Raw genomic sequence first — 18,751 nt, forward strand, 5'->3', positions numbered from 1 at the left:
GTACTGCAAAATATAATTATTTAATTTTCTAACTCTTCGTGATATTTTTTATAACCAATATACCCCTTTAATGACCATCTTTTCATCGCAAACTTAATGTAACGCTCTTCCTGTTCATCAATAATTTCACTATAAAAATCAGAATAATAATTAATAGTTTTCTTGACATCACTCACAGTGTTAAAGGTTTTCCGAACACTTTTACCTGCTAGTCGTACATGATATAAATCTGTTGGAGCTTCTTGTTCAAACCCGTCAAGATATCGATCTGCTTTAACCCATGCATCATCATTAGTACCTTGAATATTTAAACGGAGTTCAAGTAAGACGAAATTTCCAAGTCTTCTTTTTTGATAACGATCAACTTCTCTACAATTTTGTCCCTCAAAATTTCTATTCTCTGTCGCCCACAAATGCTCTACCGACAAATAATCATTGGTTTTACCAGATGATCTACTCTTTAAAATCTTATCTATATTAATAGTCTTATTAGGTTGTAAAGAAGATTCATAGTTCATTAAGAAGTAGCGAAGTCCTCTCCACCCATAAAAATCAAAAGAACTCTTACCATCCAAATAAAATGAGGCTTCGAACCAACCATCATGCGCAAGATTTTGAGTAAAACTAACCAGTAAATATTCCAATGCTTGGTCATCATTTGTTAGTGTTGTTTTTCCAACTACTCTATTCTCCTCTGCAATAAAACTGTTTAACAAACTCCCATAGTAGTACCTACTCGCATACTGGTATAAGTCACCCTGACCTGTATCTTTTCTAAATGTCATGCCGTTAGCGATATAAACTCTAAAATTTAACGTTTCTAATAATTGTAAATGCCGTTCAAGCATCTCACCCTTACCTTTATTTTTGAGTACCAATGCTAAAAACAAGGGCATAATTGAAGCATGAACATTCTGAGCACGAATGTTTTCAATTAGTGGTTGAATAGCTTTATCAAGCCCAACATAATTAGGGGCATAAAGATGTTCGTACCATTTTGCAGATAATTTTAAAAATTGAATAAAATCTTGTAGTTTGGTTATTGTTTGATTTTTCTTTTCACTGGACTGCAAACATTGATCTATTTTTATTCTTTCCTTAAGAACATCATACCCATACTGGCTATCCGTTTTATTCATTTTAAAAAATACAACCAAACAATATCTTAAAAATGAACTCTCTTCATTTGGTGATGTTTTTTTCGCTTTATTTAGTGATTGTAAAATATCAGACCAATGTTCAGTAATATCATCCCGCAATGAAAAAGCAGATAGCTTAATTGAACAATAAATTAAATAGTTTTTGACTTTTTCCAATTCACTGAGTTGTTTACCTCGATTGTTAATCACTTCAAACATGATACCAGTTTCAGCATCTTCAACTGGCGAATAAACTAAAAACCCTAAACGCTCTTCTAAAACATTTAAAATCTGCGTAATAAGAACTCCTGAAGAAGTTTTTTGAGTCAACCATTTATGGATCAAATCATGAGCATTCAATAGTCGTTCGTGTGACTCTAATGTAATAGGGCAATTTTCTAAATTACGATCAGATAAAATAACTTTCTCAAAAAATTTATTAGTATCTAAATTCAACTTCAAAACAAACTGATCATTACCAATATCACCACGCTTTAAATATTTGGTGCCAATACTCTCTTTGTCCTCTCTATCAGCAAATAGAGAAATACATTTTAAAAAAATAACCAAGGTAGTTAACCGCTGTTGACCATCTACAATATGATATTGATTAGACTGATCTTTATTCAGTGATAAAACAAGTGTACCTGTATAGTGCCTAACGGCTGAAGTATCTAAAAGAAGATGATCAATATCTTTCAATAATTCATCAATCTGCTTTTCATCCCATGCATACCCTCGCTGATAGTCTGGGATACAAAAAAAATTCCCCTCAAAAATCTCTGGTAATGTCCGAAGCTGATGTACAAAGTTATTTTTCATTAGGTGCCCAATAAATGATTTTTTGATTATGAACTAGAGTGACCAATTATATTTCAAATTCATTTATAACAATCTCAATTTAATCAATTTATTAAAAATAAGGGGCTTGCACCCCTTGCTATCCAGTAACCCTCAATTCACCGCCCTCACACTCCCCTGCAAGCCCTTCTGCATATCCTGCACAAAACCCTCACCTTGATTCGGCTTAGACATTGCCTTGGTTCTCGCTGTGGTTACAGACTGTGCTTGTTCAACGTCTCCCTTTTGATTTTCATCACTATAAAACTCCTCCACTAAATCCAACCCTTCTTCGCTGTTGACTTCAAACTGTGCATTGGCAAAACCCTGCCTTGCTGTATGATCTAACGCTGATTGATTAAAGCCGCTCTGCTTACTCTGTTGATCAATGTCTTTCGCCATCTGAATCGCTTGTTGAAGATTAACTCCCTCCCTGAGTGTCAAATCTACGTAATACACAGGAGTTCGATAACTTTGCGTGGTGGACTTACCTCTTAGGGTCAGTTGAAACGGTAGACATGACAGCAATCCATTCGATGCTGCATGGTAATAATTTAGCCGTGCTGCCAAAGTGCGGATACTGTTAAAACCTGTGGTTCTAAAAATGAATGTACCGAGTTCATCACTTTCATCCAAATTGACATGTAAACGTCCATAGGGCTTGCAGTTTCCTCCTTGTGCCAATGAGCATAAATCAGGGGATGGACAAGGATGTTGCTCTACGCCTTGATTAGTTAAACGTTGGCAAGTTTCACCATTACCGACACAGATAGGTCGCCCAGTCTGTCGGTCAAACAAAGTATACTCAGCTCTAAGATTCAAATCAGGATCATTGAAGATCATCCTTACTGGAATGGTACGGAGTTTTTGATTCGGTGCTTTACTGCGTAATTGCTCATCAAGCGGATGTTTGATCCACCCCTCTTTGCTTTGGATTTGACTGGTAATGGTAAATTGGTCGTCCTTTTCAGGCAGTCGTTTACCGTTCTTTTCAACAACTTTACCAATACTGATACGTCCAAGGATCGGTGGTGTGATTGCTAAACCTTTAATCATGATAATTTTCCTCTAAATAAAATTTTACTGTTGACCCTTTGTTATGTAAGCAAATACAAAACCGTTTAAAGATCAGATGAAATGCAAAGACCGCCATTGTTGGCCTACCGCTCCTTCGGGAGTCGGTAGGTCGGGGGTGGTTTTTTGCGCTTTTTTGAAGACTGGAAATATCGACGTGATGAATTCAGTCATTGGTATAGATCTGAAAGCGTCGTGTTCCTGCTTTGTTTTGCGGAAACTGCTCAAGCATTTCTGGGTGAAGTTTGAGTAAGGCTTTGCTGTCTAAACTGATTGAATCTTTGGATTTCTTCCACGTCACCGAACCATTCGCAAAGGTTGCTCGTTCAGCATCCTTCATCAACATCTGGATTTGATGCTTAGTTTCATCAAAGTTATTTTGATGCTGCTCAATGTGATGCTTTTCTTTAATCAGTTGAGCAAACAATTGATTGGCATGTTCGTTATGACTCAAGTCTTCAACAGTCAACGGAATATGTTGTGGATAAAGCTGCTGTATGGCTTTGGCTGCCGACTCACTGGCATCTGCATCAGGTGGTATATCTTTTTCCACACAATCCCAGAAGTAATGTTCCGCATTGATGATATGTTTGATCACGGATTCGGAGCGCGTCACTTTGAAGATTTTGGTTTCATGACCACAAATCAGCACACAAACATGTGCTGCTCGTTTGCCTGTCACTGCTAATTGATGTTGTACCTGACACAAGACATATAAAGGCACACCCTCTCGCCAAAGTTTTGCGCCGTACTCTCCTGCTGTTTTGCATTCCAGAATTTGAACTTCATCACTACCCACAACGGAGTAATCCAGATTGGCAAGCATAAAATGCTTATCAGGATCTGGATGCTGAAGCACTGCATTGATTCTGCGTACCTTGTTATTGGTATGCATGCTGTAGTACTCAGCCACCAATGGCTCTAGTTGCTTGCCCCAATAGAGTGGAGAGACACCTGAACTTTCATCTTCAATCGATTGTTTGACTCGCCCTGTCTTGATCATCCAAAGTTCGAGCATCGACATATAGGGATTCAATCCACAGGCTGCTGCACAATCACTACTGCCAATACCTTGGCGACGGACTTCAAGCCAGTCAGATTGAGTCATATTTTTAGTATTGACCAAGCGTTTTGCTGTAAACAGTTTTGGGGCATTAAAGGGTTTGCTGGCTTGTTGAATGGATGGGTTTAATATTGCTGTATTCATAGCTTGCTTCCTCATTTTATATGGATGGTGGCAAATAAAGGGCATAAAAAAACCACAGCCGAAGCTATGGTTTTAATAATTTTTAAAATTCTAAATTCCATTTAAAAATGCATAGTAAGGTCTAACTTTCCATGATTGAAAAATGTATATTTCGCACTATGCAAGCATGTTAAGAGCCTGCTCCAATCCTCGTTGCTTGATCGCTGCTCCTGCACCAAACCAAGCTGAATCGAGTCGATGATCTGTACTCATGGCACGTCGTTCATGATCAATAAATTCTGTAATTGAACACAGTAATCCATAGGCTGTTCCTTTAGCAGAACTCAACTCTGCACCACGTCCCTGACCATTAAACATGTCCATTGCTTTTGTCATCGCCTTGGCATTAGGTTCAGCTTTTTCCTTGGTATTTGCATGTGCCGCCTGAGTCGCAACATCACGGTAGAACTGAATAATATTGTCCTCCTGATCTGCCACACTCATGCTGGTGTTGTTGAACACTGCATCAAAGAAAGCTGCTGCTTCTCCTTGGGTGACTCTACGCTGACAGAGTTGCTTCATTTCGTACATGTGTTCATCCCATGCACGTACTGAAATGCCCAATTGCTGTTTGACCTTATCTGCATCAAACTTGGTGCTATGCGGAACCTTCACTACACCTGCACTGCTGTTCTGACCACGTAAAGCAATCGCCAAAGTGTTGTTGCAGACGACACGAATGGAAGTAAATTGTGCTGTTGTCGCCAGTGTTCCATCACATGCAGTTGCAAGAAGAATATAGCCATTACTAACATCCTTTCCTTTAAGTGCAGTAGATTGACCTGTACGTGCCAGCGCCCAGAATTTCTTGCCACCTTTAAGCACGCCTGCGGTTTCCAATTCAAAGCCTGATTGTTCAGTTAGATCACGATAGAACTCTAAGATCTCACGAGGTTGTACTTCCTGAAAACGTTGACTGACCACTGACAAAGGTGCATGGGTATCAGAACGGTACAGTACACGCTGTTCTTCATACGGCATGATGATGCTTTGTCCACGTTCATTCTGTGCCATATAACTGACATTAGATGACTCTATACGCCAGTCCATGCCTGCCTGCTGTGCCCAGACCTCAATCGGTTGGTTTTGACTTAGTTGATTTCCTAGTCCATGCCAAGGGGTTTCACCGACATAAGCCATTTGTTCAAGTTGATGTGCCATGGTTGTATTCCTTTTAATTTGAAATTTGATTCTGTGTTAATACCAACGATCTTTAGTGCAGAAGATGCGTTGGAAATTTTTGGTAGCAGTTATGACAGAAGCACAAACTTTGCTGTGGAGGTGTGCTTTGTTCTGTAAAAGAATTAAACAAACCACCAAGTACAGTTCCTGCAATTCCTCCAACGATGGGAGGTAAATTCAAAGACTTCGCAACGGTTGTGCCTAAGGCCCCTAAAGCTGCGGGTGATGCAAGATTTGATAATGTTGAATTTGCTTGTTGCGCATTCGCTTCAACAATCATGATATCGGTTGAATGACAAAAGGGACAATTCAAGCTCATGACTTGACTCCTAAATTTTGGGCATAAAAAAGCCTGCACGATGGCAGGCTTAATATTCATTTCTCATGTGTACTCAAAGAGCTTCATGATTCTCATTAGGATGTTATGTATCTGAAATAATTTGGAATACTATTCAGTGTAATCAGCTAATTGCATTTTTTTGATGTTTTCCCGCCAACTGCTTTGCTGTTATTTTATTTAACAAAATCTATATTACTCCCATGCCGAAGAGGAGTTAATTATGGCTTATTTATATCAATGTGCAGGATGTTATACAACACTTTATGGAGATGCCTTACCAGAAGGTGAGCATTACAATTATATCGTCAATGGAGAACTTTGCTCTTCATGTCAAGCAGAGCAAGACAATGATTATTATGACGATGATGATTGATATGAAGTTTTCGAATAACAAAGACATTCATCAATTCATTACGAAGCTTCTCAAGCAAAAGTCTATTCAGTTAGCTAAAGGGAAAAAGCACAACTTTTTAATGATCAATAATAGAAAGTTAGCCATTCCATCTACTCCGAGTGATTTTAGAAGTTTTCAACAATTTAAACATGATGTAAATCGATTTTTAAGAAGAAACTAATATGCAAACTCCAACATTACAATTCCCTACTGGTACAGCTCTTCTCAGAGAAATGGCAAATCATTTTGGTTTAAAGAACTATACTGGTCTAGCAAAGCAAGTGGATGAATATACAGATAATATTCACTATCCGCATTATTTTGAAGAGAGCTTTATCAAAGCACTTTTTACTACCAAATATTTCTCAGCAAAAACTCAAAGCAAAATGATTCATGCATTCAAGCAAGCGATGCAGGAATTTTATAGTTTCCAATTATTGTTTAGCCTGAATGGTGATGCTCATCAAAAGACCACAGATGACTTTCTGAACTTAATGATCTCAGTAAAATTTGTTCCTATCTTGAAACATCATTTGGTTTCACTTGGGTATGTGAGCAAAAAGCAAAAAACTCATTTTTTGCGTGAGCTTCTTAAGCAGAATTTTAATGCTAAGAAATTGGATAAAGAGCTCCAAGATCGATTCCGAGTATGGGGTAATTTAGATGAGCTGCCTGATCCCCAAAACCTACAACTTATTGTTAAAGATCATATCCATTTTACCAAGCAGATCGATACTCTCTCTGCTCTTTTAACAGCTCGAGCTTTAGACAGCCTTTATAAAAATGGCGTGACTGAGAAGGAAATATCAGATCAAGAGTTTGCTCCTTTTATTCAGCAACACCTCAATACTGAAAATGAATCCGCATATATACATTTATCTTTAAATGAGTTTATTTTCTCATCTTTATTACAGATCCCCAAAGACAATATTATTTTAGAGGAATACAAAGGTAATGCAGAAGGCACATTAGCACTATTAAATAAACGTATTCAGGGACTGTCTGACCAACTTCGCTTTAGTCTCACCAATATTGATTTATTTATGGATTCAATCAACCAAAACCTAGAGTTTGAAAGCCTTCGCTTTAGTGGTCATTGGGCTAAAGCACGTTATTGCCTATTTACTGGCAAGCTAGATGATGCAATTCAGAATTATCTAGAATGTGTGGAATGTTGTATGCGTTACGATGGACGTAACCTAGAACAAGTTTTGACTGAAGCCTTCACCGCTTGTTCTCTACTTCAAACTCCTAAAAATGACATACTTAGAAAATTCGCCAATATCGCCATTCGTTATCATCTACGTTTATCTAAAGTTGATTTAGATTTCGATAATCTTCCGCAAAAGTTTAAATTGGAAAATGTGTTCGAGACATGGGAACTTATTGCTTTTAGAGCAAGTACATATGAAGTCTTCGACGAAGAATTATTCCTTATGGAAGAATGTGATTTCCTAAAAAATATCCCGAAACAAAAATTTCTAATGTTGAAAGACAATATAAGAATTGACCTGACTCGACCAAACAAAGTTATCAAAGTCGATAGCCAAAATACTGTAAAAATGCCTCAATTGTTACATGCAATTCAGGTACGTGATGTTAAAGCAGTTAAAGCTTTACTTGATGCAGGTGCAGATGTTAATCAAATGAGTATCAACAACAATTCTGCTCTTACCATGTGCTTAAATGATAATATTCTTGAATTAACTGCTGAGCAAAGACAGATCTTATCCATGCTCTTGGAGCATACTTTTTTACCAGTAACATTAAACACAGTCACTTCAAAAAAACGTTTAAGTGCCCTTCATCTAGCCATTCAAATTGGTGATCTTGAATTAGTTAACACACTTATCCAAATAGGCTGCAATGTCAATTTACTCGCAGATATTGATCATCATAGCCCCTTACATATCACCTTGAAACTGCTTCATCTCTCGCAGAGGAAGTTTACTTTTGAAGACATGATTAAGCAGACCATATTGCATCCTGAGCAAAGCCAATACAGCCTACACCAGCATTCTGCGGGGAAACTCAAATTAGATGACGTTTTGAAAAATCTAAATTCGCCTATGGGAAGGGAAATTGGTAAAGAACTATTTGAAGTCATGAAGCCTAAAGTATCAACGGAACAACTTAAAAAAATAGTCTTTACCTTACTGAATGCAGGTGCAGATGTTAATCAACCTGCAAAATTACCTATCTCAGGCTACACTCCGTTTATGTTGGCTTTAGAAGGTGATGAATATGAAATTGCCAAATACATGCTAGACCATTGCAAGGCTGACATGAAAAAATCCTATATAGATCCACGTAATGGTCAATTGGTATTTCCTTCAGACATTATGCATCACTTCCAATCAACAAAGTGTAAACAACTGATTCACTAATGAATCTAATTCAAATAACTCTTTAGTCTTGCTGATCCACAGCAAGACTTCTTTATAATAATAACTAACTAAGCATAGATCCAGATCAGCATATATTTTAGCCGTACGTCTTAAAATTAATTTATCAATTCTAGTGCCTTCACCAATTGATTACTAAGATAAAATCATTAAGATTAATCAAAACATCTATCACGACTTTAAAACTATGACTCAAATTCGCATTGCCAGCTTTTGTGAAAAATATGGCTTCTCTTTACATCAAATCAGACATGTCACTCGTTCAGGAAAATTAGCCAAAATTACCAATGGCGTCATTGATGAAGAACAAGCTCTACAAGCCTTAGCAAACACTCAACCAAAAATGAAGGGGGTAATTACACTACAAAATGAAGTCACTGAATTAAAAAAACAATTGCAGAGTACACTTGATCTGAAAAACTATTATGAGGCAGAGCTTAATAAGCTTGGGATATTTCCAGCACAAATAGCTAAAATTTCACTTCCCCCTAAAACGATGAAAGATTCAAGTGATCATCCAACTTTATCTCAGGAGTGGATGAAAGATCAAAAGCACCAAATACCTGAATCTGAAAGAACGTTTAAAGCACGTAAAGTACCGATTCCTCCAGAGGCTTTTACCTCTAGCCTTCCAGATAAAAAATAATAGATTTTGATTCAATCATAATGCCACGGTGATCAGGTCATTGAAGCTGAAATGATTACAGACCAAGGCACTGCAAATTTATCATTTTAATCTCAAACCCGACCCTATAGAGAACACTGCTGATAGTTGTGTTCTCTATTAAAAATTCAATATTTATAAACCTCTTCGGTTTTTCGAATCGATCACACCTTTACCAAAACTACGCATGTTTGACTTATCTTTTCCTCTCGGATGCTGCTGCTCTTTTTCACAATTCACTAGATAAGGGGCAGCATAATTAAGAAAGTTAAAAACTTCATGCTCAACATCACGATGAATCATACCAATGCCTAATGTTCCCATCGCTTTATATGTATCCATATAGTCGGAATGGTTACAGTTAAAAATATAACCACATCCATGTGTAATCTGCTCCCAGCACTTACCTACCCACTCCCCTAACTCATAGCCTTCTTGATGTTTATTGCCATCGTACATAAGCAAAAGATGGCAATGGTAGCCCTTACTAACCCCATGCTCTAATGCCCACGCATAACCATACAAATCACTAAAGCAAGTATCCTGATCTGCGATACGCCGATGTAATGTTTCTAGCGCTTTATTGAACACTTGGATGTTGTATAAGGCTTGATATTCTTTCTTGATAGATAAATCCACTCGAACCACCAGTGTTCTCGCATAATGATGAATGAGTGTGGATGTATAATCAAAAAGGCTATGCTGATTCTTTAATTCACGTTGTTGAAAATCTATCAGTTGTTGTTTTACACAGCCAGATAATGACTGGATGTAAGTCAAAATATGCCAGACGGTCATCTCATCCAAACAGACTATACAATCATAGTCTGCCTGTGGCATTAGACTGAGTGTGTGATCAACGATGTTCACCACCTCAATGAATATCTGCACAGTATTGCAATAGAAAAAATTAGCGTTATAGATTGGCTTAAATGACTGAACTAATTTTTGTAGGTCTATCATAAAGTTTTGATAATATAGATCATAACTACCCAAGCATACCTCTTGAATGAAATGGTCTACTGCTGCCAATACTTCTGCTTCATGGTAAAGCTGATCATATTTAATATTCTGGTACATTTGGATTCTCTCTCGAAACATAAGGTTCATATCTAAGAGAGAGATGTAAAATTTTACTGATCAGGATTCTCTAGCAGGATGTTGTAGTCATCCTGCTCAACTGAATATGTGCTCATAGACGTTGGAACATACTATAGGGTTAGTTCTGAATATTTTAACACTGTGTCATTGATACATGATGTATAGCCCATTTGAGTATGGGCTATACCGAGCTAAGTGAATAACAGCACTCACCTAACTAGATAAGATATTGTTTATGTTTAATATATTATTTACATATTACTCTTGTAGTTAATAATATATATTACCTGTTAAGCAAGTCATTCTGATCTAACCATTGCACCGCAGTCCCATACAGCGAGAACAACAGAAATATGGGAATGTTGCAGAAGCTAAACTTACGCCTTAGGTTTAATTTTAACTTTAGATTTAACTGTCGTTTTAGTCACACTGCCCTTCACTAAAACTTTAGGGACTCGTACAGTAGCTTGTCGCTCATACAGCTCAATAAAACTATAATAATTTACCAATACTTCAAAGACCTGCTTTCGCCTTGACTGATCACCGATTTCAAGTAAAAACGATTGCTGATTCATCTCAGGAACAGATGGCATCAATGGAACAATGTTGAATGACGTTTTGTACCCATCCTGCTGAACAGAATCCATTTGGCTTTTCCACAATTCCCAGAATAAATTATCCATATCTCTTAGTTCCTCATACTTTCTCGCATCAAAAACTAAAATGAGATCAAGATAAGTATGCTGCCCACCATATTCACGCCATGCTCCAAAATATCCTGTCATACTGGATATGGGTTTCCCTCTGCGGTTACGTAAAAACATTTCAGTGATGTTTTTTGAAAAAATCTGCTGATTGACTTCCGCACCATTTGACCCCAGTCCAAAATGAACTCGATAGAGAGTACATTCTCTTTTCAGTAAACTTTTAACGTACGTCTGCAAGCTTTTCAGTCTGAGTTCACACTTCTTATAACAGGCTTCAATATGATCATTTGTAGCAATGTCCTCATCACCCACATCAACAGCTTGGACATAGTCGATATATTTAACGACCCTTTTATTGCTATCTGTTGTTGACTCATCTAAATCTAATGTTACTGAATGCTGCACCTGTTTCCAGATTTTCACATCCAACTTAGACTGTCTGATATTTGAGTGATAATCTAGTCGAAGTTGCTTGACCAGTGCATTGAATCTTTCAGCACCTTGCTTACTGGTTTTATCCACCAGTTGTTGTTGCATCTGCCAAAGATACATATTCTTTAAAAAGAATTGCACATTGATATTCAACTTAGACAAGAAAGGACTCATGCTTAATAGTTGTAAGTCAGATAAGTGACTGCATATCCATAACAACTGATGACCAATACGCGTTATCGAATGCTCGATTTCTTCAGCAGACAACTCAACATTTCCTAGTCGTATTGGCAGATTAAATGCACCGACTGTAGTATCCATCACAGTCGCCATAAATATTTCTATATTCTGAATTAGCCCCATAAAATTTGGAAAATCAACCAGCTGAATTGCCAACTCACGATTAAAAATTTGCGAAATCTTAAGTCTATTTTTTGCGATGGCTGGTAGGTGACGAACACTCCATATTTTATCATCTTCAAAGCGAGCCATGTCCTGAAATGATTTTCGACCCATCATCGTTAGATCGACAGGAAAATTACGTTCATCTAAAAGTTCAGAGGAATACCAAACTTGATTGATATTGTAATTTTGATTGTTGAGGAAATATTGGAATTGAATGACTTCATCTACATGCTGAAAAAAATTCAAAATCCAGTATTTAAAATCCCTTATTTTTCGCTTATCTGTTGATTTTATTACCCCATCAATTTCATCTTTTTTCAAATCCTGAGCGAGCTGTTCCCCCCAGTGGTGAATAGAAAAAGGGCGAGCAATCAGAAGCTTTTTTAACTCAGATTCAAATCTTTTAATAACTCTCTCAGCAACCTTTGCTTTATTGTTATTTAGAACTAATACAATGTGCAGGTTCAATCCAGACACCAAATCATGCTCAATCTTAGTCATCGTAAACAATAGTCCAGCAGCACCCTGAATAATTTGTTGTATCTGAGGAAGAAGCATCACCCGACTTTTTATAAACTCTGCATAATCCTCAATTCGAGCTGGCACAAAAGGAAGCTGAATATTTAAAGACAGGCAATAAAGTGAACCGTATCTGCCCAGCAGAGTATCAAATAGTTGCTCCGTTGTGACTTGAGGGGTTAGGGGTGGAATAACATAATTCTGAGGATAGGTGGCTGTACTTAAATATTGTTTCAACCACAGCAAAACATCTAAATACGTATGTCTCTGAATATGCTGTTGAAGATGCGTACCACTCACTTCTGTTGACAGCCCTGAAGTAATATTCACATTTAAAGGTGAATATAGGTACTGCTGTTGGTCGTTTAAATAAGATTGCGATTGACTCAGAGCTTTCAGCATTTGCTGGACTAAAAAAAGTCCATCACCCATTTTGAGATATGGCAGCATCAGCATATTCAGATCACAACTTAAAGCTTCGATCTCTTGTCTGATACACACCCAAGAAGTTGCCTTATTGTTGCTTAAATTATATCTAAACTGATCGAGTGAAGATGATGAATTTTGCTCAACCACAGACCATAAATACTGCAACTTTTCCAATTCTTCAATCAAATTTTTTGCGTGGTCTACACTACTTCCACTCTTTTCATAGGAAGCAATCATTTTTAATTTTTTTAATCTTAAAATACGGAATATATCTTCATCACTAATTTTTAATTTATTCTCATTTAAAGTGTCTAAAGTGCTTATATATCGATGTTCTTTCATAATTTTTAAATGTATTATTACACGTGATAATTAAATTATATCACTTTATAAAGATATAAAAATACTATTAAAAAATATTATTTGTATTCTACAGATTTAATAATCTTCTTTATTTTTATAAAAAATACGACTTTTAGATTTATTAATTTTCATTCATTATCGACAAAAAAAGCAGAAGCTTGTGCTCCTGCCTTGAAAATTCCACCCTTGATCCATCAGTATTTTTATATTTCCTAGATTAGCTTTCACAAATAAATTACTTGTGCAAGCAACAAACTATGAAGTACAGATACAGTATCGAAATTATTTCTCTCAATCAAAATTCACTTCTAATAAACAAACATCAGGAAATATCCCTGTGCAAAATTTCCCTTAATAATTCCGGCTGGGTTCTTAGTTCATGAATAATAGTTTCAGCAATGTACCCCCCACTATATGGCATTTTATAATCGAATTTTTCCATCTCTTTGGAGGGGTATTTAGCCTTAAGTATCTGATTCAGGATTTTAAGTTCACCTTGTAATTCTTTTATTTTTTTAGTTATTGCTGCTGGCTTTCTTCTCACACCACTAGAATCACCAGAGGCTTGCTTAGCTGACTGCTGCTCCAGCTCCCCAAGCAGGTTTTGCTTAAGCACAAGTTCAGACTGAAGCCATTCAATATCGTAAACCTCAAAAGCTTTGACCAGATCATCAAGCACAAAATGAACAGCTTGATTCAAATTAACCCATTTGCCACGACGCGCCACCTGCTCTCTTAAAGTGCGATATAAAATTTCCCGTCTTGGATATAAATGCTTGTCGTAACGAGCTTTAACAGCAAGGATTGCCTTTGCACTTTTGGCAAGTGTACGGTTCTGAATAAACTCCACCCCACCAAGAATTTGCACATAAGCAATTAAAATATCTGAATATTGCCTTTGGAAAATTTTGGCAGGCAAGTTATTCATCTCAAGTCTTAATGTATTTATCTGCATTAAAAGCTGTGCAATCTGGAATGGCTTGAAAGGGATTGAAACCACATCCCCCATCATTTCTAAATGAAAAGCTGACTGCTCACTCAATTGAAAATCATTCTGCTGCATTCTTTTTATGATTTTTTCTTTTTGATCAATATATGATTGATTCTCCGTTTCTATTAATTCATTATTCAATTCACACTGATAGTAGTAACAAAAGTTTAACCATATATCCTGCTCAAGCTGCTCTAACCTTGATAATTTTTTATCAATCATAATTCATTAAAATACAGATAATTACATAGCATAATACTACTATATTTCTAGATATGCGTACTGCTCTATTTTAAACATTTTCTAAATTTTATAGTTACCCCATCAATGAACTGATCTAATAGTTTTAACATTATAGGTTGATTTCCAGCCAATATTTAAGGTTAAAAAATTAGTTCTTTTATCTAATTGCGATAATCACAAAAGGATCAAAGATATGGGCTACTTAACATCTAAAGAAATTCGCCACAAACTCAAAAATTGCTCTGCATCGACTTTATGGCGTTACCAACAACCTAATCAAAAAATGTTCGAGCAACCAATGCCTCAACCTATTAAGAAATGCGCTGGCTCTACTAGCCTTTGGGATGAAGAAACGTTTAACGAATGGCTAATCAAATATTTCAATAACAACCAAATGAGTAATCTGTCTAGCTAGACAGATTACTTAATTTTTTCCACCATTTTTTATAAGCCTTCGACATCTCTTTTTGATAATCATAATAGTCATATGTCCCCTGTTCCCCAGGCATCACATGACCAACCATCAGTTCCGCAACATCCCTACTTGTAAACGCACTGAAATTTGTCCTTGCTGTACGCCGTAAATCATGCATAGACCAATGATCCATTTCAATTTTATAATTCTTCCTTGCAAATTGCATGAAGTTATAAGGGGTATCTGTTGGCCCACTACGCCCCATTGGCTCTTTGCCATTTTCATGTGGGAAAATGTATTCAGAATTACTCAAATCCATTGCAGACTGAAGCCACGGTTTGATCTCATCAATAATAGGTCGAACAATGTCCCCTTTACTTTCTCCTGTCTTATGATTTTCATACGGTACTGTCCATGTATTTTTACTAAAATCGAAATCTGATTTCCGTGCAAGCCTCAACTCACTATATCGATTACCATAAAACAAACATAACTTGAGAAATAAAACATTCCTTAATGATGTTCTAGACTCATCACAAATTTTAAAAATTAAAGACAACTCATCATCTTGTAATACTCGAACAGTTTTATTTTTCTTAATATTTAAGTCACGCTTTCCAGTGATATGTCTTATGGGATTTTGCTCAATTAATTTTCGATTAATCCCCCAATCCAAACACTGCTTTGTATTCGTAAGAATGCGATCAGTTATCGATGGCGACTGTTTAAATTGCTCTTCTAGTAAATCTAACCACATATGTAATGTGATTTGCTCAGCAGGTATGCTACCTAACTTTGGGAAAACATAAAGTTCAAATGATCTTAAATATTGATCTGCATTCTTTTTATTAGGAATACTATATTTCGCATGCCACTCACGAAATAACGCTTCAAAAGTTATAGCCTCTGTGATCTTGTGAAGCTCTACTTTTTTATGAATACGCGGGTCATGTCCCTTTTCTAAAATTGCTTTCATTTTCTGCAATTCAATACGAGCTTCTTTAAGACTCATATTTGGATAGGTTCCCAAGTCTAAACGAGCTTGCTTATCGTTATATCGAAAACGCATCTGAAAAGTGAGTTTTCCTTTTTGAGAAACACGAACGCTCAATCCATCTTGATCAGACTCTGTATGTATAGCTGAACGTTCACGATCTAGATTCTTCTTAAGCCACGTATCTGTTAAAGGCATTTTACTCCACCTGTGTACATATTTTTTTCAAATAGAAAATTCTAGAAAATGTGTACACACATATGTACACAAACATACTGACTAGACTTGAAATCTATTGAATGGGGTTGAAAGATATACCAGATAAAGAATATCAATATTTTTATATTTTTACAGCACTTACAATGCTTTTATTATCATATTTGAAATAGGTTGAATGGGCTTGAATAGATATCAAATATTTGGGTGGGAAATAATAGCGAAAGTACGTCGCTGAGCGACCTGTGTCGCTAATTCTTCTTTAAAACTCATGAAAGACACCTACTGCAAAACTCGCAGTGCAAAAGATCAGATCTGATCAATATGGAAAATTGGCGATATTGTATCAGATTGACCATTAAAAATAATCAACCACATCGGGTTGAGTCAAAATCTTAGCGTGGCGTGTCTTGATGTTTTACATTGGATGACGACCTGTTTTTATCGACGATATAGCACATTTCATTTTCTTTTTTTCTATACACATTGGCAATGCGATCAGACTACAAATGACCTTATTCAACTTTCGCTTTCATGCTTTCTTCAAGCTGTACCACTGGCATCGGCATTCCTAACAAATATCCTTGTAACTGTTGGCAACCTAAACGTTTTAAAATTTCTGCTTGTTGTTCTGTCTCTACACCTTCTGCAGTGACTGTTAGCCCCAGTCGAATTGCCAAGTGAATAATACTTTCTAAAATAATTTCTTCTTTAGAGCCAACGCTCAAATTGCGGATAAATTCACGGTCAATTTTCAGCTCATCTACAGGTAGTTCTTTTAAATACAAGAAACTTGAATGTCCTGTTCCAAAGTCATCAATCGCAACTTTAATCCCCATCTGTCTCAAATGTTCAAAAGTCACGATACTGGCATCGATATGATGCATCGCTGTTGACTCGGTAATTTCAATAATTAAATTTGACGGGTTAATTTCATAACGTGCAAAAAGCGACTCTAAAGTACTAAATAAATGTTTATGCTCAAACTGGATGGCCGATAAATTGACCGCAATCGGATACAGCGGCATATTCAGCTTTTCCCAGTGCTGAATTTGCTTACAGGCTTCTTCAAGCGCCCAATAGCCCATGGCAATAATCAGTCCAGTTTTTTCCGCACCATTGATAAACTTATTTGGCGTCAGCATACCTAAGGTTGGATGATTCCAACGAATTAAGGCCTCAACCCCACAAATTTCACGATCAGTGGCATTGAATTTTGGCTGATAAAATAAGATAAATTGTTGTTCTTCTACCGCTTTATATAAATCATTGATCAGTTTCGTCTGACTTTTTTCTTCAAATTGGTCAGCGGTATAATTAAAAAATGAATAGGTATTCCGCCCTTGATACTTTGAACTCAACATTGCTGTATCTGCATTGATCAGCAGATCTTGTAGGTTCGCACCATGTTCAGGGTACATCGCAATACCAATACTGCCTGAAATATTGATTTCCTTGCCTGCAATCAAAAAGCTTTCTTGCATCAATTCCAATATTTTTTCAGACATTGCTGTCGCAGAGTCATTGCTTGCCGACTCAAGCACAATCAGAAACTCATCGCCACCGATTCGTAGCAATTTGGCTTGATCATCGATTAAACGATGAATTCGCGTGGCAATTTGAATCAGCAATTGATCACCCACATGGTGTCCAAACACATCATTGACCGCTTTAAAACGGTCGATATCAATATAAATAAAAGCAATTTTATCTTGTCTTAAGCGATGCTCTGTAAATAGAAAATGTGCATATTCAGCCAAAAACAGTCGATTAGGTAAACGGGTCAAATTGTCTTGTACCGCTTGATTGGCCAATTCTCGATTTGCACGCATCAACTGTAAACTGCGATGCTCTAAACGTTGTTCTAATACCGCTACACTAAAGGCTGCCATCAACAATAAACTGGTGACAAATAAGACAATAAACAGCAATAAATTATGGTTTATCTGCGCTGCCACCAATACATCCATCGAGTTTAGCGGTACAAAATCAACAGCCGCCATACCAATATAATGCATAGCCACAATGCTAAAAGTCAGCATTAATGCGACAAAGACATTCAAAATATTCCGTTTTGGCGAATATTTATTTTTAAACGTCATCCAAAAGGCCAAACCCGAACCACAGATCGCAACTAAAATTGAACAGATAACAATTAAAGGTTCATACCGTTGTTCATAGCCCTGAACGGCTAAACTCAGCATACCGGTATAATGCATGCCGGAAATGCCAAGGCCCATTAACACTGAACCTAAAATTAAACGAGGAAAAGGTAATGTCTGTCGTGTGGTTAACCACACAGCAAAAGTGGAAGCAACGAAAGCAATAAAATAGGATATCAGGGTCAGACTGGTATCGAAACTATGGCTTGAAGGCAAATGGCTGGCTATCATGCTTACAAAATGCATGCACCAGATCGCAGCACCTAAAATTGCACCGCTGAAGAATAAAATGACATTTTCATATCTTGGTCGTGTTCCACGAAACAACATTTGTTCGAGTGAAACAGCAAAGTAACAACTTAATAATGCAACTACGATTGAACCAGCGACCAGACTGTAATCATAATGAATATGAGTCATATCAAGCGTTCCGCTTAGGTTATCGTGGCACTTTCTTTAACCGAATTACCCAATCTATCTCTTCCCTTTA

The 18,751-nt window shown here is 36.8% G+C and carries 14 protein-coding genes and 1 pseudogene; 4 read left to right on the top strand and 11 right to left on the bottom strand.

What is annotated here, in order from left to right:
• Positions 1 to 20 precede the first annotated feature (20 nt).
• From MST17_RS13525 to MST17_RS13545, 5 genes are all read right to left on the bottom strand, one after another.
• Complete coding sequence (locus MST17_RS13525; protein ID WP_067666260.1) at positions 21 to 1,961, bottom strand: DUF262 domain-containing protein; 1,941 nt, start codon at positions 1,959 to 1,961, stop codon at positions 21 to 23.
• A gap of 132 nt (positions 1,962 to 2,093) precedes the next feature.
• Entirely contained in the window at positions 2,094 to 3,035 is a 942-nt protein-coding gene (locus MST17_RS13530) for a hydrolase or metal-binding protein (protein WP_067666258.1), read from the bottom strand.
• Positions 3,036 to 3,219: 184 nt separating this feature from the next.
• Positions 3,220 to 4,260, bottom strand: coding sequence for a YqaJ viral recombinase family protein (locus MST17_RS13535; RefSeq protein WP_067666256.1), 1,041 nt, complete (start codon positions 4,258 to 4,260; stop codon positions 3,220 to 3,222).
• Positions 4,261 to 4,416: 156 nt separating this feature from the next.
• The gene (locus MST17_RS13540) at positions 4,417 to 5,460 is read right to left on the bottom strand and encodes a DUF932 domain-containing protein (RefSeq protein WP_067666254.1); all 1,044 of its coding nucleotides are present in this window, start codon (positions 5,458 to 5,460) and stop codon (positions 4,417 to 4,419) included.
• 52 nt (positions 5,461 to 5,512) lie between these two features.
• Positions 5,513 to 5,800: a hypothetical protein gene (locus tag MST17_RS13545; RefSeq protein ID WP_016654406.1), complete on the bottom strand. Its 288-nt coding sequence runs from the start codon at positions 5,798 to 5,800 to the stop codon at positions 5,513 to 5,515.
• A gap of 241 nt (positions 5,801 to 6,041) precedes the next feature.
• Here MST17_RS13545 and MST17_RS13550 point away from each other — a divergent pair, with 241 nt between their 5' ends.
• The 3 genes from MST17_RS13550 (at position 6,042) to MST17_RS13560 (ending at position 9,266) form a co-directional block, all read left to right on the top strand.
• Positions 6,042 to 6,194, top strand: a complete 153-nt coding sequence (locus MST17_RS13550; RefSeq protein WP_162840074.1) for a hypothetical protein — start codon at positions 6,042 to 6,044, stop codon at positions 6,192 to 6,194.
• Positions 6,195 to 6,397: 203 nt separating this feature from the next.
• On the top strand, positions 6,398 to 8,602 hold the full coding sequence (locus MST17_RS13555; RefSeq protein WP_180026002.1) for an ankyrin repeat domain-containing protein: 2,205 nt from the start codon (positions 6,398 to 6,400) through the stop codon (positions 8,600 to 8,602).
• Positions 8,603 to 8,807: 205 nt separating this feature from the next.
• A complete protein-coding gene (locus MST17_RS13560; protein ID WP_067666698.1) occupies positions 8,808 to 9,266 on the top strand; it encodes a hypothetical protein in 459 nt (152 codons plus the stop codon).
• A 153-nt stretch (positions 9,267 to 9,419) separates the two neighbouring features.
• On the opposite strand, the gene MST17_RS13565 is transcribed toward MST17_RS13560, so the two are convergent.
• The 3 genes from MST17_RS13565 to MST17_RS13575 all read right to left on the bottom strand — a co-directional run bounded on the left by MST17_RS13565 (position 9,420) and on the right by MST17_RS13575 (position 14,453).
• The gene (locus tag MST17_RS13565) at positions 9,420 to 10,364 is read right to left on the bottom strand and encodes an inovirus-type Gp2 protein (protein WP_050041756.1); all 945 of its coding nucleotides are present in this window, start codon (positions 10,362 to 10,364) and stop codon (positions 9,420 to 9,422) included.
• Positions 10,365 to 10,762: 398 nt separating this feature from the next.
• The gene (locus tag MST17_RS13570; protein WP_171254420.1) at positions 10,763 to 13,219 is read right to left on the bottom strand and encodes a hypothetical protein; all 2,457 of its coding nucleotides are present in this window, start codon (positions 13,217 to 13,219) and stop codon (positions 10,763 to 10,765) included.
• A gap of 343 nt (positions 13,220 to 13,562) precedes the next feature.
• Positions 13,563 to 14,453 carry a hypothetical protein gene (locus MST17_RS13575; RefSeq protein ID WP_067666701.1) on the bottom strand — a complete coding sequence of 297 codons (891 nt, stop codon included), beginning with the start codon at positions 14,451 to 14,453 and terminating at the stop codon, positions 13,563 to 13,565.
• 214 nt (positions 14,454 to 14,667) lie between these two features.
• Here MST17_RS13575 and MST17_RS13580 point away from each other — a divergent pair, with 214 nt between their 5' ends.
• Positions 14,668 to 14,889: a hypothetical protein gene (locus tag MST17_RS13580; protein WP_000541018.1), complete on the top strand. Its 222-nt coding sequence runs from the start codon at positions 14,668 to 14,670 to the stop codon at positions 14,887 to 14,889.
• Here MST17_RS13580 and MST17_RS13585 read toward each other — a convergent pair.
• From MST17_RS13585 to MST17_RS13590, 3 genes and pseudogenes are all read right to left on the bottom strand, one after another.
• A complete protein-coding gene (locus tag MST17_RS13585) occupies positions 14,882 to 16,081 on the bottom strand; it encodes an integrase arm-type DNA-binding domain-containing protein (protein WP_004890115.1) in 1,200 nt (399 codons plus the stop codon). The two genes, MST17_RS13580 and MST17_RS13585, sit on opposite strands and share 8 nt — an antisense overlap.
• A gap of 219 nt (positions 16,082 to 16,300) precedes the next feature.
• Positions 16,301 to 16,372, bottom strand: a pseudogene (locus MST17_RS17225) (hypothetical protein); the annotation flags it as partial.
• A gap of 242 nt (positions 16,373 to 16,614) precedes the next feature.
• Entirely contained in the window at positions 16,615 to 18,681 is a 2,067-nt protein-coding gene (locus tag MST17_RS13590) for a bifunctional diguanylate cyclase/phosphodiesterase (RefSeq protein WP_180026003.1), read from the bottom strand.
• Positions 18,682 to 18,751: the final 70 nt, after the last annotated feature.

Source organism: Acinetobacter sp. YH16056_T (assembly GCF_024605895.1).
GTDB lineage: Bacteria > Pseudomonadota > Gammaproteobacteria > Pseudomonadales > Moraxellaceae > Acinetobacter > Acinetobacter amyesii.